The organism is Bacillus sp. TH19 (genome assembly GCF_016651075.1).
GTDB classification, from domain to species: Bacteria; Bacillota; Bacilli; order Bacillales; family Bacillaceae_G; genus Bacillus_A; species Bacillus_A mycoides.
The window spans coordinates 318,206-335,340 of record NZ_JAEKEO010000010.1 but is presented as its reverse complement, the minus strand read 5'-3'; the positions used below and the strand labels follow the sequence as shown (position 1 = coordinate 335,340).

The 17,135-nt window shown below is 35.2% G+C and carries 10 protein-coding genes; 4 read left to right on the top strand and 6 right to left on the bottom strand.

Annotation, left to right across the window (positions count from 1 at the left end; all coding sequences use genetic code 11):
- Positions 1-95 precede the first annotated feature (95 nt).
- The 3 genes from JFU54_RS19365 to JFU54_RS19355 form a co-directional block, all read right to left on the bottom strand.
- Positions 96-4,337: a S8 family serine peptidase gene (locus tag JFU54_RS19365; protein WP_201065920.1), complete on the bottom strand. Its 4,242-nt coding sequence runs from the start codon at positions 4,335-4,337 to the stop codon at positions 96-98.
- A 390-nt stretch (positions 4,338-4,727) separates the two neighbouring features.
- Positions 4,728-5,369 carry a response regulator gene (locus JFU54_RS19360; RefSeq protein ID WP_002035350.1) on the bottom strand — a complete coding sequence of 214 codons (642 nt, stop codon included), beginning with the start codon at positions 5,367-5,369 and terminating at the stop codon, positions 4,728-4,730.
- A 1-nt stretch (position 5,370) separates the two neighbouring features.
- Positions 5,371-7,203, bottom strand: coding sequence for a GAF domain-containing sensor histidine kinase (locus JFU54_RS19355; RefSeq protein ID WP_201065918.1), 1,833 nt, complete (start codon positions 7,201-7,203; stop codon positions 5,371-5,373).
- Between the two features lie 402 nt (positions 7,204-7,605).
- On the opposite strand from JFU54_RS19355, the gene gerKA reads away from it, so the two are divergent.
- Genes gerKA through gerKC form a run of 3 tightly spaced genes read left to right on the top strand, consistent with a single transcriptional unit; the run spans position 7,606 to position 11,300 of the window.
- Complete coding sequence (gene gerKA / locus JFU54_RS19350) at positions 7,606-9,108, top strand: spore germination protein GerKA (protein ID WP_201065916.1); 1,503 nt, start codon at positions 7,606-7,608, stop codon at positions 9,106-9,108.
- The gene (locus tag JFU54_RS19345) at positions 9,089-10,195 is read left to right on the top strand and encodes a GerAB/ArcD/ProY family transporter (protein ID WP_201065909.1); all 1,107 of its coding nucleotides are present in this window, start codon (positions 9,089-9,091) and stop codon (positions 10,193-10,195) included. The genes gerKA and JFU54_RS19345 overlap by 20 nt, the downstream gene beginning before the upstream one ends.
- The gene (gene gerKC / locus JFU54_RS19340; protein WP_201065907.1) at positions 10,176-11,300 is read left to right on the top strand and encodes a spore germination protein GerKC; all 1,125 of its coding nucleotides are present in this window, start codon (positions 10,176-10,178) and stop codon (positions 11,298-11,300) included. The genes JFU54_RS19345 and gerKC overlap by 20 nt, the downstream gene beginning before the upstream one ends.
- 32 nt (positions 11,301-11,332) lie before the next feature.
- Here gerKC and treC read toward each other — a convergent pair whose 3' ends face one another.
- The 3 genes from treC to treR form a co-directional block, all read right to left on the bottom strand.
- Positions 11,333-12,994: an alpha,alpha-phosphotrehalase gene (gene treC / locus JFU54_RS19335; protein ID WP_201065900.1), complete on the bottom strand. Its 1,662-nt coding sequence runs from the start codon at positions 12,992-12,994 to the stop codon at positions 11,333-11,335.
- A 13-nt stretch (positions 12,995-13,007) separates the two neighbouring features.
- On the bottom strand, positions 13,008-14,435 hold the full coding sequence (gene treP / locus JFU54_RS19330) for a PTS system trehalose-specific EIIBC component (RefSeq protein WP_002010521.1): 1,428 nt from the start codon (positions 14,433-14,435) through the stop codon (positions 13,008-13,010).
- 140 nt (positions 14,436-14,575) lie between these two features.
- Positions 14,576-15,286, bottom strand: a complete 711-nt coding sequence (gene treR / locus JFU54_RS19325) for a trehalose operon repressor (RefSeq protein ID WP_002010502.1) — start codon at positions 15,284-15,286, stop codon at positions 14,576-14,578.
- A 438-nt stretch (positions 15,287-15,724) separates the two neighbouring features.
- Between treR and JFU54_RS19320 the strand changes: the two genes are divergently transcribed.
- Entirely contained in the window at positions 15,725-17,122 is a 1,398-nt protein-coding gene (locus tag JFU54_RS19320; RefSeq protein WP_002010500.1) for an amino acid permease, read from the top strand.
- Positions 17,123-17,135 lie beyond the last annotated feature (13 nt).

Below are 17,135 nucleotides of genomic sequence, written 5' to 3'. Positions count from 1 at the left end.
TTTACCATAAATCATTACCGGTTATTTGTTAGCCAATCTCATTTAATTTTATATTCATTGTCCTATTGCTTTATTTACTCTAGAAGTTTGTCCACTTATTTTTTTGGTTCTAAACCAATAGAGCGTAAGATTTTATCTAACGTCACTGGCCCTACATTTTCTTTCGGCTTCTGATTTTCTTTAGCATCTCGACCCTTTTTCAAGAAATTCTTCTCGATAAAACGAATATCTGTTTCATTTACAACACCATCTTGATTGACATCTCCATCTTTTGCAGCCACTTTTCCTTTTTCATATGAAAGAGCTGCTATTCTAGCATCTTGAATATCCACCATTTTATCGCCGTTTACATCACCTGCAAGGTTGTCATCCATATCGGCTCTAAAGTTTTGTCCCACTAATTCTCCATCTTGCATTTCCCCTATTTTTGTAGTTAATTTACTATTTAAATGACCCGGCATTTCTACGAAAATATCATATTCTTTATCGCTTACAGGAACACTATGAATTTCAAATTGCCCATTATCATTAATCGTTCCTGTATATTTCTTTCCATCCTTGCCAACTGCGTACACTTTTGCTCCTAGTTTTGTGTAATCATTCTTACCTAAATACCCCTCTTCATTCAAGAAAGCTTCTGGACCAATATATCCTGTAACTGTTGAATGCTTCGAAACAATAGCAAAAGATTTATCTTTAAACACAGGAATCTCAGTACCTTCTGATGCACCAGCTTTTATATAAGAGAACTTATCTGCTCCAAATGCAGTTAAATTATTAAAATATTCATCGCTCGTCATTTCGAATGTAACATCTAAAAATGGTGTATCTCCATCTAATCCTTTAAATTCTTTTCCTTCCAATGATGCGCCAACTTTCACCTTGTTTTCCCAAGTTCCTTCTGTATTTATAGCCGGATCTTCTAATGTCAAGTTTAATCCATGTTGTTTTGCATATTCCGTAAGCGCTGAATTTGGTTTCACATCTGTAAATTTAAATAGCTGCTTATCATAAGGGATTTCAAATGTACCTGCCGTAAGTTGTTTTACATTATTGAGATTTAAAGTTAACGTAATTTTTTCTCCTAATTTTATTTTATCTTTGTTATAACTTGGAACAGCGTATTCTGTCCCTTCTTTTACAAAGACGTAATCTTTATATCCAGTTGCCATATTCCCTGCAGTTGCGAGGTCATATCCAAATAATTTTAAATTTAACGGTTCATTTATTTCTTCTGGAAGTACTCCAAATTTAAAGTCACCATTGGCCTGAATTGTATTCAGCCAACCTGATGGAAAGGCCGAGTTCTGATAATATACAATTTGATTAGCTTTTTGGTCATACTGCAGGCCTTTTGCCTTTAATGCATCCACTGTAGAATCATAAACATTACCATGCACCCATAATGCCCGCTGGCCATCTTCTTCTTTGAACATAGAATCATTTACTTCATGAATACCAGGTTGTACATCCGTAAATTTCATTTCAGGTATGACATTATCAATGATAATGCTATCGCCTTTTGTATAAGATTTCCCTTCTTTATCATATCCAACGAAGTTCAATTCGTAATCTCCATCAGGCAACACAACAGGTTTATCTCCAATTGGATGGGCAGGATCTCCTGTGAACGGAAATACATACCCTCCCATACCAGAAAACATCATATATTCAACATTCGGTGTTAGACTACTTGCATTAAGTGTGCCAACGATTCCTAATGCCTTTCCTGTTTTTCGATCCTTCACAACCGCATCAATGGTTTCAAGAGGACTATTCAATTTAAATGTCAACGGCGAACTTGGTCTTTCCATAAACGGATGGAAGTTAGATCCATCTGTTGCCATTGCGTCTCTCAGCAAATCTACAGACTCAATCCCTTTTTCTGTGAATTTAACTGCAAACGGTACTTGATATACTTCTTTTTCATTGTTTTTATTTGAAATATGAATATACCCCTCATATCTACCGAATTCTGCGTTTTCTGGGATGATAATTTCAGGGCTAATTTCCCCTGATGTACCAGAAGCCACTTTAATAGAATCTTGTACGTTCAGCTTCACACCATTCTTCACTGCATCCTGCACACCTACACTTGTTGGTGAAAACTCTACTTCTAATTTGAACTCTTTTCCGTCTGTTTTACTGTTGTTCTTAATTAGGACTTTTCGACTATCTTTAATTGGTCCATTTCCCAATTGATTTTTATATCCAAATGCAATAGAACCTGTTTTTTCTTCAATTTCTACTTCTTCATCATTTACAACGTTCGATGTTTTATCGATAACCTCGATAGATGTATCTGCATGAACTGCACGATACGCATCAATTCGGCCTGATCCCACCTCAAATACAGAGCGTTCTTCTTTTAAGTCAACTGCAGTATTCATAAGCGCTTCTTTTACTTCAAACGGACTATAGTTTGGATGTTCTTGTAAAATGAGTGCTACTACCCCCGCCGTATGAGGAGTTGCCATAGATGTACCTGACATACGTCCATACGCTACCGGATAATTTTCTCCATCCTTTGGATCATTAATATATTCAGGAACAGTAGAGAAAATAGACACACCTGGCGCTACAATATCCGGCTTAATATCATCTGTTTTAGTTGCAGGACCACGAGAGCTGAAATCGGCTAAATGATCTCCCTCTGTTTTTATATTACTAAGTTCTCCAAACGCTAAAGACACATCTCCTTGTCCAGCTTTTACTTGTAATTTCTCACCATCTACTTTCGCTAAGCGGAACGATGGAATAGATGACGTACTTTCTCCAAGATAACTTGTGATTTCACCATCAACATTGTTATATACAATTACGGCCTTTGCACCTGCTTCTTTCGCATTCTTAATCTTTTCATCAAATGTAATCTCACCGCGTTGGATGAGCGCTAATTTTCCTTTTACGTCTTTCCCCTTAAAATCATCTGATTTCCCAAGTCCTGCATATATAACCGATAAGGATTGACCTTTTAAGTCTTCAAGCTTATCAGTAAAGCTCTTTCCAAGTAGCATCATCTTATCCACATGTAAATCACCTGCATCGGCAGAAAATGTCGGGATAGACATCGCAGCGTCACTTGCTCCAACTGTAATTGGAAGTGCCGCCGCACTAGGTGATCCAATAGTACCTTCTCCAGGACCACTATTACCTGCCGCTACTACTGTAACAACACCAGCTAACATGGCATTATTCACTGCCACAGAAGTTGGATATAAAGGATCATTAATAGCTGCACCTAATGATAAATTGATAACATCCATATCGTCTTTCACTGCTTTATCAATCGCAGCAAGAATACCGCTTGTTTGACCACTTCCATATGGTCCTAATACACGATATGAATATAAATCTACATCTGGAGCGACTCCCTTAACCGCATAATCCACATTATTCTTTTTGTCTGCAGCAATTGTCCCAGCTACATGAGTGCCATGGGATGTATAATATGCACTTCCATCATAAATTTCAGGATATCCTCCAGAATTTTGCCAATCCTTATACGTTGTCTCCATTGGATCAGCATCATTATTAACAAAATCCCATCCTTTTATTGAGTTCGGATCTATTTTGCTTGGATCTTCCCCCTGCTCTGCACGATATCCTTTATATGCATCTTTCAAATCAGGGTGGTTATAATCAATACCTGTGTCCAGTACCCCCACCTTAATTCCTTTACCTGTTATTTTTTCAGCATGCAGCTTGTCCACACCAATTTGTGGTACACTATCAGCCATTTTTGGTTCGACAGCCGTTTTAGCTGTTTCTTTCGGTAAATCAATTTTGACCTCACTATCTTCCCATACGCGCTTAACAATACCAGTGCGAACTAAGTCTTCAATCATATTCGCAGGTAACGAAATTGCTACACCATTAAAAGCATTCTTATATTCTCTTGTTATTTTGGCAGATTTAAAATTCGTCCCTTTATCTTTATTCTTTTGAAGCTGTTCAAACTCTGATTTAAATTCTTTATGAGATGCTTCTACCTTTTGTTCCGCAGTTGAAAGAGCTATTTTTTTCCCTTTAGCTGCTTGTTTTAACATCTCGATTTTGCTAGGTGCTTGCTTAAACTCTACAATCACATTCACATTATCAGGACTTGCTATATTGATGCCTGGTGAAATAACAAAACCTGGTTTTGTATCTAACGTTTTTAAGGCATTACGTTGTTCCTTTGTAAGACCTTTCAATATAGCGTTTGCATCATCAATCCCAGTTAAAGTAGTTGTATTTACCTCTTCTGCCAATACGTTATATGGAATTCCTTGAGACATTAACATACCAACAGTTAGCGTTCCGATAAGTATTTTTCCGAATTTCCCCTTCTTCATAGCGCATCTCCTTATTATTAAAATTATTTTTTCTAAAATAAATCCTCCGAGCTCCTATTTAGCATTGGCAATTCTATCAACCTTGAATCTATTTAAAATAATCGAGAATCTCCAACACTACTACCGCCATCCCCACACTTCTAATCTTCTTTCTATAAAAGCCCCCATAAATTGTTTCCAACTACAATGATTTACAACATGAATTATTAGTAGCGTTAAGCAATAATTCTATTTTTATTATTTCACATTTTGATTTTTCTGAATATTGAACAAAAGGAGTAATTTTTTTCTAATGATTCTATGCCCAAATAGTACAAAAGAACTACCTTGCCCTTTATTCTTTGTAATATAGAATAAAGAAACACGATAGTTCTTTTAAACATCTCTTATTTAATCCAACGGAACCAATTGATTTCGAACAGCATAAATCACCGCTTGCGATCGACTTTTTACATTTAGTTTTTTAAAAATTTTATTGATGTGAATTTTAACTGTTTTATCACTAATATATAGAGCTTCAGCAATTTCTTTATTACTAAGTCCTTTTACTAATTCAAAAAGAATTTCCTTTTCACGTTCCGTCAGTTCATTTTCATTTGATTCTAATTTCATTTTTTGCTGATGATATGTAATTAATTTTTTAGTCATACGCGGATGAATAACTGAATCGCCTCGATATAACATTCGAATTGCTGCTATTACCTGCTCCGATGATGAATCCTTCAATAAATAACCATCAGCACCAGCCTGGAGTGCATCCATTAAATACTCATCATGTTCATACATTGTAAACACAAGCACTCGGCAATTTGGATAATTTTTTTTTACTAACTCTGTGGCTTCAATCCCATTTTTCCCTGGAAGATTAATATCCATCAAAATACAATCTGGTCTGCATTCTTCTACTTTTCCCAATACTCCGTCCCCAGAGCTAGCTTCTCCAACCACTTTCATATCAGATTCATCCTCTAGTATGCTCCGAATTGCGTCTCGTAAAAAAGCATGATCATCCACTACTAATATTTTAATCATTTTACGCACCCCTTGTTTGTGAATCTGGAATTAATAGTGTAATTTCTGTCCCTTTCCCTACAGAACTATCAATCTGTAAAGTAGCCCCTAATTGTTCAGCTTGTTCATTCATATGTAATATACCATAATGTGGCTCATTCTTCGTTTTAACCATAGACTCAAATAGTGAAAAGCCGACTCCATTATCCTTAACCCTTAAAAGCACGTGCTCACTTTGATAGCTAAGTAAAACATCAGTCTTTTCTGCTTGTGCATGTTTTACAATGTTTTGCAAACTCTCTTGTAATGTATCAAAAATAACTCTTTCTTTTGAAAAGCTGAGTGCACGTGCATGACCTCTTTCATGATATGTAATATCTAGTTCATATTCTTGTTTTAAAGATTTTATTTTACTTGCTATCGCCTGCTTAAGCCCTAATTGTTGTGTCGGATATGGTTTTAAAGCATAAATAGAATAACGAACTTCTCCTAGGCTTCCTCTTAAATCTTTTATACTTTTCTCTACTATTTGCTGCATATCTATTGGTTTATCACGGTATTTTTTCTGCGCGGATTCTAGTTGGTATATCACCCCGGCCAATGTTTGTGCAATACCATCGTGAATTTCGCGTGCGATTCTATTTCTTTCTTCTAAAATCATTCTTTTTTCCTGTTCAGAAATCAATATTCTTGTTTTAACTACGTTAGCTAATTGGTTAGAAAACGTAGCTAACGACTGTACATCTTCCGGAAAAAAACCCGCAGTTCTACTTTTCCCTGCAACAAACATTCCGACTAGTTCATCATTTACAATAAGAGGAAAATATACAAGCGAGCGTATGACGCTATCAAATATTTCATCTCCAGGAGCCGTACCAGTTTTCCAATCATGAAACACAAGATTTTTAGAGATTCCCTCAAACGCCTTGGATATTTCTGAATGATCAGAAATATCCAGACGAACTTTCCCATCTTTTAATAGAAGATTCCAGTTCCCATCATCTTTTGTCCATATTACATATGCTTGTATGCCAAAAAAGCCTTTAAGCGCTTGTTTAATATGTTTCAAGTTTCCTCCGGTTAGTCCACGACTAATTTCTGTCGTAATAAGAAACAGCTCATATAATCGTTCCTTCTCCATCCTTATCCGTACAGAAAAAGAACTAATAACTGAAATTGCTACAAGTGGAAAAAAGAAAAACAGTACTGTAATCTCGTTTATTTCCACACTATATGTACTAATTAATACATGCATCAGGGACGCATAAGAGAAACCAAAAGTTTCGCAAAGAAATACCGTTACAGTTTTTTTATACCACTGATAGATTGAATATGGCTGCGGAAGAATTATCATTAACAAATCGTAAAAGCGGTTGTTGAAGAAGCCAAAAAACACGCAAAATAACAACAAAGATATTAAATTTTCATATAGAACTGACATATCTATCTTGTTAATTAATAAAGACATACATTTATTTGAAAACCATTCGGCCAAGATCAAACTAAGCGCATGCTGAGTACTATTAAATAACATTCTTTGTATCGGTGAACGACGATGCAGGTGAATAATTAGCGTTACGAGTACAATAGCAATAATAGTCATATGGATTCCAAACTGCCAACTCATAGCGTAAATTATCGGAAAGGTAAGCGAGCTAGTTCCTCTCCAAAATCGTACAGGAAAATACTCTGCAATCCCCATAAATATTAATAACAATATTAATATCGTTGGATAAGAAGGGATTTTAATATCAAGTAAAGATATGGTTATAGTAATCAAGCCAAGAAAAGAAATAAAATAAAGATAAGAACTAGCAATCTTTTCTCTCATAAAGATAGAATTTACATCCTTCAAAACAACACCTTCTTTCTTTATAAAACTTCATTTTCTCTATTATCCAACAAAAAACCGGCACTGGCAAAATGGAAAAACCTCCACTAGCCAATCACCGGCTGTGTACTACACCTAAAAAGGCAAGACACAATATTAGTATAAATCGATTCTCATAAATTTCCTATTCATCAAACGATGTAATTATGCATACCGCTAGGCTTATCCTCTATAGTACAAAAGATATATATTAATATCGCTAATCTAATATACGCTTTCTTTCCATCCCCTATATCCTATTTTCTTTAGTATAAAAGATGACGTAACGTAACCTTCAAGCTACTTTTTTCAAATAATCCAAGCATAATTTTCTCACAAACAACAAAAATTAACAGAAACAATTTCAATGTAAAGGAGATGGAAATTATGGCCGAACAGAAAAATTCACAACAAGATAATAAAAAAAAGCATATGTTTCCATCACTTCCGGAAAATATTAATTACATTGAAAATAAGCTCTGTCATTCAGATGATATAAAAAAATTAGATGTCCCTTTCCAAAATGGAAAAGGAACAATCTTATATATCGAATCTTTAGCAGACCCAAATTTAATTCATCAATTAGCTCTTGAACCATTATTAACTCGATCGGATCTGTCTTTAGATAAAGCTTTTGCCACATTAAATATGAAAAAAGAAACAAATTTAAATTATGGTGTGCAGCTTTTATTACAAGGTAAATCTTTATATTTTCATGAACACGTCGACAGTTTTTGTATTTTCGAAACAGCTCTATCTTTAAAGAGAGATATAACAGAACCTGATAATGAAGGGATTGTCCGTGGACCGCATACTGGTTTAGTAGAAGATTTAGCAACCAATTTAGCTTCTATTCGTAAACTCATAAAAAGTCCACATGTCGTCGTTAAATATTTCACACTCGGTGAAGAAATGCATACGAAAGTGGCAATTGCTTATATGCAAAACATAGCTAATGACGATCTAGTTACAGAAGTAAAAAGAAGGTTAGAAACGATTAAGACAGATGCACTTATGCCTCCAGGATATATACAAGAATTTATAGAGGATACGTCTTTCTCACCCTTTCCGCAACAATTAAATACAGAGCGTCCAGATAGAGTCGCAGCAAATTTAATGGAAGGACGAGTTGCTATTTTATCTGATGGAGATCCAACTGCACTTATCGTTCCTGTTACGTTATTTGCTTTCTATCAATCACCAGATGATTATAATAACCGCTGGATTGTCGGTTCTTTCATCCGAATGATTCGCTTAGTCAGTTTCTTGATTGCCTTTCTCTTGCCCGCTATATATATCGCAACAGTTGCTTTTCATCCTGATGTGTTGCCGCTCGAACTTGTTTATACGATTAAAGCTTCATTAGAAAAAGTGCCACTTCCTCCTATTTTTGAAGCTCTCTTAATGGAATTAATCTTTGAATTATTACGGGAAGCTGGTATTCGCTTGCCAAGCCGAGTTGGACAAACAATCGGTATTGTAGGTGGTTTAGTAATTGGTGATGCAATTGTAAAAGCCGGTCTCGTTTCTTATACAATGATTATCGTTGTAGCTTTAACTGCAATCTCATCTTTTCTTGTTCCATCAAATGATATGAGTTCCGCAGTTCGGATTCTTCGTTTTCCGTTAATGCTCCTTGCTGCCATATTCGGCTATGTAGGAATATCATTCGGTCTCATTATAACTTTCGTTCATTTATGCCAGTTACATTCATTTCATACCCCCTATCTTTCTCCTGTTGCTCCGATGCGGATAAAAGATATGAAAGACTCTTTTGTACGACTACCAATTTGGTCGTTTTGGGAACGACCACATGATTCAAAACCGAAAAAAATGCAACGACAACATGTAACGAGAGAGGATGAGAACGGTGACAAACACGCAAAGTAAAATTTCACTTGTTCAATTTACCTTTTTCGTTATTCAATGCCAAATCGGAGTTGGTATACTTTCTCTACCAAACCGTCTTCACCCAATAGCGAAAGGTGGCGGATGGATTTCTGCTCTCATCGCTGGTCTTGCAATTCAACTTATTATTTTACTTATGTGGCTTTTCTTAAAACGATTTCCTGATGCAGATATGTATGAAAGTGTTTGTATGCTATTTGGGAATAAGTTTGGAAAACTATTAGGTTTTGCTTATGTTTTTTATTTTACCCTTATCGGTATGACGGTTATGTTAAATGCTTGTAATGTCATTAAAGTTTGGATATTACAAGCAACTCCTTGGTATGCCACCCTCATGCTATTTACAATAGCTTGTTGTTACATAGCTTATAATACGTTCAAAGTCATCGTACGGTTTTACGTCATGGCTTCTATTCTCATTTTACCAATGGCTCTTTTAATTGCCCTAGGGCTTACACGAGCTGATTTTTCTTACATTTTTCCAATTACAGAAGCCGGATGGTGGAATATTATTCAAGCATCAAAAGAAACCATTACAGCTATGTATGGTTTTGAGATTATTCTTATCGCTTTCCCAAAAGTAAACGGGAGTTCTGTGGCAAAACTGAAAGCAATTTCTATCGCTAATGGATTTGTAACTCTTTTTTATACTTTTACTGTTTGGATTTGCTTTATCGTATTTAGTCCAAAACAAGTTGAACTTATTCCAGAGCCAGTTGCTTACTTATTGCGTTCTCTGCATATTGGGATTATAGACCGAACCGATTTACTATTCATCCCAATATGGATGATAACTGTTGTAGCTTCTATTGCTAGTTATTACTGTGCTGCTTCTATAGGAATTGGACATATCTTCAATCTGGCTAATCATAAAAAGGCTGTTCCAATCGTTGGTATTATTGCTTTTAGTGTAGCCCTATTTATAGATACACCTGAAGAATTAAAAGTAATTGCAACTTTTACTGATAAGTTCACGTATATTTTCATAGTTGTCCTCCCTCTTTTATTTCTACTTTATTCAGTAATAAGGAATAAGAAAGGAGAACAGTATGTTCAAAAAAAGAGTTAAATTACTTTTTATATTATGTACTAGTGCATTCCTTTCTGGCTGTTGGGATCAAGAACCATTAAGAGAAGCGAGATTAGCTTATAGCATTGGATATGATATTACGGAAGAAAATAAACTTCAGCAAACGCTTGAACTCGTAAAAAGTTCAAGCGGAGAGCAATCTTCATTCGAGAATGAAATACATTCAGCAAACGGGCATAACATAAGGGATACAAGCGATGCCCTAAAAAAAAATGTGACTGGGAATATTCGCTATTTTAAATATGGTGTTCAATTACTAGGAACCAAAATTCTAAAAAAGGGTATACTCCCCTATTTAGATGTCAGCTTTCGGGACCCAACAAACCCAACTGCTTTAGTAAAACTTATTGCAGTAGATGGTGAAACATCCGAGATACTAGAAAAAAAGAAGGTAGGAAATTTACTAATTGGAGATTTTCTAAAGAAAAAAGTGAAAAGCTTAGAAGATATGAGTGTATTTCCAAAAGAAACTTTAGAAACAGCTGCTACAAAAATGTTAGATCCCGGTAAAGACTTTACCCTCCCTTCTATAAAAATAAAAGGAAAAGAAGTAATTACAAACGGGTTAGCTTTATTTAACAACGATAAATTAACTGGGCATTTACCTTTGAAACAATCTGTTCTATTCGTGTTATTAACCGGAAAAATGGGAACAAGTGCCCGTATAACCCAAAAACTTACTAGCGATGAATCAGAGAAGACATCTGATTATTTAACAATGGAAGTGAGCAATCGGAAACTAAAAAGAGACTTGAATATAACGACTGACAAAAAAGGAAATGTTTACGCTCATCTAAAACTAAAGCTACAAGTAATCGCTCTTGAAGCACCGAGAGATAATCTTTATAAAATGGGAGAAAGAAAAAAACTAAACAAAGAATTATCTAAGCAGCTCACAAAAGAAGCAAAACAAATAACGAAAAAGCTACAAAAAGCAAATTGTGACGCTTTCGGTATAGGTAGAAATCTTATCGCTTATCATCCAGAGTTATGGAAGAAAAAGAATTGGAATAAAGATTATGCAAAGGTAAAATTTAAACCGGAAGTAGAAGTAAAGATTTTATATAGTGGCGTCTTAAAATAAAAAGGTTGGATGCCAAGCCGGCATCCAACCTTTTATTTCATATAACGATATACAATTGACTCATACGGTCTTAAGTTAAGATTGGTAATATCTTTACTTGAATCTTTGTAATTTGATAATAATACTTCTTGTTTCATTCCATCCAATTGAACATTCACTGGTGCAGAATATGTTATTTCTTCTCCGTAGAAGTTATTGATAACAAGTAATACTTCATTATTTACAGTACGTGTATACGCCCAAATGCTAGGATGATTTCCATCTAAAATAGCATATTTCCCTTCTGTAAGGACATCGTATTTTTTTCTAAGTTCAATTAGCTTTTTATAATGATAAAATACAGATTCTCTATCTTCTAATGCCTTCTCTACATTTATTTCTTTAAAGTTTTCAGCCACAGAAATCCAAGGTGTACTTGTTGTAAAACCACTATTCACCTCTTCATTCCACTGCATCGGAGTACGGGAATTGTCACGAGATTTTTGTTTTAAAATCCCGATAATCTCTTTTTTTGATAATCCTTCTTCTAGCTTTATATCATATATATTTAACGATTCTACATCACGATATTGCTCGATGGACTCGAATTTAGGATTCGTCATACCGATTTCTTCACCTTGGTAAATGTAAGGCGTTCCTTGCAACATATGCATAGCTGTCGCTAACATTTTCGCAGATTCATTTCGGTACTTCTCATCATCACCAAACCGTGAAACGATACGAGGCTGGTCATGATTACACCAGAATAACGCATTCCATCCTCCGCCCTTTTGCATTTCAATTTGCCAATTAGACATAATTTCTTTTAATTTAATGAAATCAAAATCAGCTTTCGTCCACTTATCACCATTCGGATAATCTACTTTTAAATGATGGAAACTAAACGTCATGCTTAGTTCATTGCGCTCAGGATTCGAATATTTAATACAATTATCAATTGTCGTAGATGACATTTCTCCAACTGTAATTACATCTTTCCCTTCAAAAACATTTTGGCTCATCTCTTGTAAATATTCATGGACGCGTGGACCATCTGTGTAATATTTACGCCCATCACTTGTAGCAGTGGTGCCTTCATCACTTAAAAATCTTTGATCTTTTGAAATTAAGTTAATAACATCAAGGCGGAATCCTTTTACACCTTTATCGAGCCAAAAGCGCATCATATCGTACACTTCTTCACGAAGCTTTTCATTTTCCCAGTTTAAATCAGCTTGCGTCTCATCAAATAGATGTAAAAAATATTGCCCTGTTTTCTCATCATATTTCCAAGCAGATCCTCCAAATTTAGACTGCCAATTATTCTTTTCATCACGCCAAATATAATAATTTCGATACGGACTATTCTTATCTTCTTTTGCTTCTTTAAACCACTTATGCTCCGTTGAACTATGATTTACAACGATATCAAGCATGATTTCAATGTCACGTACTTTCGCTTCTTTTAAAAGCTCTTCAAACTCTTCCATCGTCCCGTAAGATGGATCAATGCTGTAATAATCACTTACATCGTATCCATTGTCATTTTGTGGTGATCGGTATATCGGTGTTAACCAAATATAATCCACTCCAAGTTCCTTTAAATAATCTAATTTCTCTGTAACTCCCTTTATATCACCGGTTTCTTTATTATAGTAACTATTAAAGCTCTTCGGATAAATTTGATAGACTACACTTTTATGCCAATCTTTCATGCTTAATTTCCTCCTACTTCTGTTTTACTCGTTTCGCAAATAACCATGTTAATGTAAATGGAATTACTACTGCGATTATCATCCCTACAATAAACATTGGAATCGATTTCGGAATGATAGAAATAAATGCTGGCAATCCGCCAATTCCGATTGCTGGTGCTAATACACCATTTAATGTAATAAATATCGCTGCTATAGCAGACCCAATAATCGCTGCATAGAACGGGAATTTATTTCTTAAATTCACACCGAACATCGCTGGCTCTGTAATACCGAAGTACGCTGAGATTGCTGATGTTGATGCCATACTTTTATCATTTTGATTTTTAGAAATCCAGAACATCGCTAGTGCCGCACTACCTTGTGCAATGTTAGAAAGAGCAATCATCGGCCAAATAAATGTACCGCCGTGCTGTGCAATTAGCTGTAAATCAATTGCAATAAACATATGATGCATTCCTGTAATTACGAGCGGTGCATATAATGCTCCAAATAATACTGCTCCAAGTACTGGTACCGTTTCATATACGCCAACTAATCCAGCCGTTAATAAATCGCCAATATGACGTGTAACTGGACCGATAATTCCTAACGCTAACACACCCGTTACAACGATTGTTGTAATTGGTACAACTAATAATTGAATTGCGTTTGGCACATGTTTCTTTAAGAAGATTTCAACTTTACTTAATACGAATGCTGCTACTAAAATGGGTAAAATTTGGCCTTGATATCCTACCTTTTCAATTTGGAATAGCCCTAAAATATCGAAGTACTCAATCTTTTGTCCCTCTAAACCAGTCGCTGCTTTTCCATAATCCCACGCGTTTAATAAGGCCGGATGCACAAGCATTAATCCCATAACAATCCCTAGTATTGGACTACCACCAAAGCGCTTCGTTGCTGACCAACCAACAAGTGCCGGTAAGAATACGAATGCTGTATTGGCCATCATATTAATTAAATCCCAAAGCCCACCTAAGTTCGGATATACTTCTAATAAATTTTTCCCATCAAAAAATAAGTCCTTTGCCCCTAACAGGTTATTAATCCCCATTAGTAAACCTGCCGTAATAATTGCTGGCAAAATCGGCATAAATACATCTGAAAATACTTTTACAAACTTTTGAACTGGATTTAATTTTTTATCCCCTGAACCTTTTACGTCAGCTACTGTCGATTCTTCCATACCTGCAAGCGTTATCAATTCAGCGTATACTCGATCGACATCACCTGGACCAATTACAATTTGAAATACCCCAGCGTTATGAAACGCTCCCTTTACTAATGAAACAGACTGTAATTTATCATTATCTATTTTATTTTCATCTTTTAAAGCGATACGTAGCCTCGTTACACAGTGCGCAGCTTGTTCAATATTGTCTTTCCCACCAATATACTGCAACACTTCTTTTGCTGTTTTACGATAGTCTTTCCCCATATTCCCGTCCCTCTTTTCTTTTTTTGATACCGTTTACACTTACATATTAACTCGTATATATAAGTTAGTCAACACTCATATATATAAGTTGGTGATTTTTTATAAATAAAGAGATGGAACGATTATTTCGCTCCATCTCTTTATTTTCTTCGCGCCACATCCGAAAAGTGAAAAATATCTAAACGGTGACGTGATTCCGTATATTCGAACTGACTCCCATCGTATAAATGAGTAAAGTTTTTTACAACGACAACATAGTCTGTTCCATTTAAATCCAAATACTTTCGGTCATCCTCTGTACATGGTTGCACTTCAATTACCCGCTGTGAATAGCTAATATGTAGCCCTAATTCTTTCTCAATGTATTTATAAATCGATGCAGTTGCAATTTCTCTCGTTAATCCTGGAATATATTCCGATACAAAATGGTTTATATCTAAAATTACTTTTTCTCCATCAATATTTCGTACACGTTTAATATGATTTATTTCCGTTTTTTCTTTCACGTTTAATAACTTTGCTACATCTTGTGTCGCTTTCATTTTCTCTATTTCCACGACTTCTGTAATACAATGACGTCCTAAACGTTCATTTTCTTCTTGAAAACTTACAATACCACCAAAGTTAAATTCAATGTTTTTGCGCTTTAATACAAAAACACCTTTTCCGTGTATTTTTTGAACATATCCACGCTCTTGCAATAAATCTACAGCTTTTCTTACAGTACCCCTACTTGCCTCATACTGCTTCATTAATTCCGTTTCTGATGGGATTTTACATCCTTCTTTTAATTGTTTATTATCAATAGACTTGCTGATTTCTGTATAAATTTGTTCATACTTACTCATCATCTACAATAGCCCCTTGTCACCTTCTAGTTCTATATATATTATACCACGCTATACTCTTCTGCCAATCTCTCACTTATTTTCCAGTACAAGAAAACTATAGGTAAATATTTAGTCTCTAAAACGTATTTTTATAAATTTTTCTTTTCATTCAAAAAAACATGTAGTATACTAACTTCAAAATCAGAGGAGAAAGGGAGCAAGGAACTATGCTTACTTATACAACTGTAGTTACATTTGCACAAAAACATCATCATCATACTTAACCCTTGAAACCTAGCGGAAAAATTACGCGTAGGTACAAGGGTTATTCCCGTTGTACCTACGCTTTGGCAAAGAGCCATGTAGGTATTTTTTATCTACATGGCTCTTTTTTTATTGCCAAAAATGCTAGTAAAAAATGATGTTTAAGCAAAACTTACTACAAAGGAGTTAACAAAAATGGAAACGAAAAAATGGGGATTATGGATTTTAACAGCTTTTGTTATCGGGAATATGGTTGGCGGTGGCGTATTTATGCTCCCAGCAAATTTAGCACACGTATCAGGTCCAATGGGATCTACACTGGCATGGAGTATTACAGGACTTGGTGTATTTATGATTGCACTCGTATTTGGAAATTTAGCAATTCGTAAACCAGAATTAAAAGCAGGACCACAAAGTTACGCCCAAGCAATGTTTACTTCTCAAAAGACAGGTAAAGTTGCAGGATATAGTATGGCTTGGGGATACTGGGCTGCTAACTGGGCTGCTACAGCATCTGTAATTATTTCCTTTGCAGGATATTTATCAACATTCTTCCCAGTTTTACAAAGTAAGCAAATTCTCTTTTCAACAAACGGATTTTCATTAGAACTTGGAAAAGCTTTAACCTTCATAGTATGTAGTATGATGCTATGGGGAATTCAATATATTCTTTCTCAAAATATTGATAGAGCCGGAAATATGAACCTTCTGGCAACAATCGCAAAAATCATCGGATTTACAATGTTTATTGTAATCACATTATTCATTTTCAATGCCTCTAATTTCGGGGACGGTCAAACATTTATGAATGAAGCTGGACAACCTATTTCGTTGGGTGGACAAATAAATTCCGCTGCTATTGCAACACTTTGGGCTTTTATCGGTATTGAGTCAGCAGTTATGCTCTCTAACCGTGCAAAATCTCAGCACGATGTTAAGAAAGCTACGATTTTCGGATTAATCATCGCTCTTCTTATTTACATGGCAATTACTCTACTAACAATGGGCGCTCTTCCACAAGACGCTTTAAAAGAGTCTCAAAAACCATTAGTAGATGCATTAAATTTAGCAATTGGTACTAAAGGTGCTTATATAATGGCCTTACTTGCACTCGTATCTTTATTCGGCTCTACTGTAGGATGGATCGTTGTTAGCTCAGAAGTACCTTACCAGGCTGCTAAAAATGGCCTTTTCCCTAAGTTTTTCAGTAAAACAAATAAAAAAGGTAGTCCTTCAAAATCATTATTTATTACAAATGTGATGACGCAAATTTTCTTATTCTCAACGATTTCTGGTACTGTTTCAGAAGCATATAATTTCGCTATTGTTGTAGCGACATTAGCATATTTAATCCCGTACCTTGTTTCTACCTTGTATCAGTTAAAATTAGTTATTACGGGGGAAACGTATGATATAATGCCGGGATCTCGAATAAAAGATGGAATCATTACTGCATTAGCATTTTTATATTCCATATGGGTTATTAAAACGGGAACTGCTGATTTAAAAACATTCTTCTTAGGCATTGGTTTGTTTGTATTAGGTCTTATTCTTTATCCAGTTTTAATGAAAGATTCACAAAAAAAACAATAAAAAAGAGAAGCTT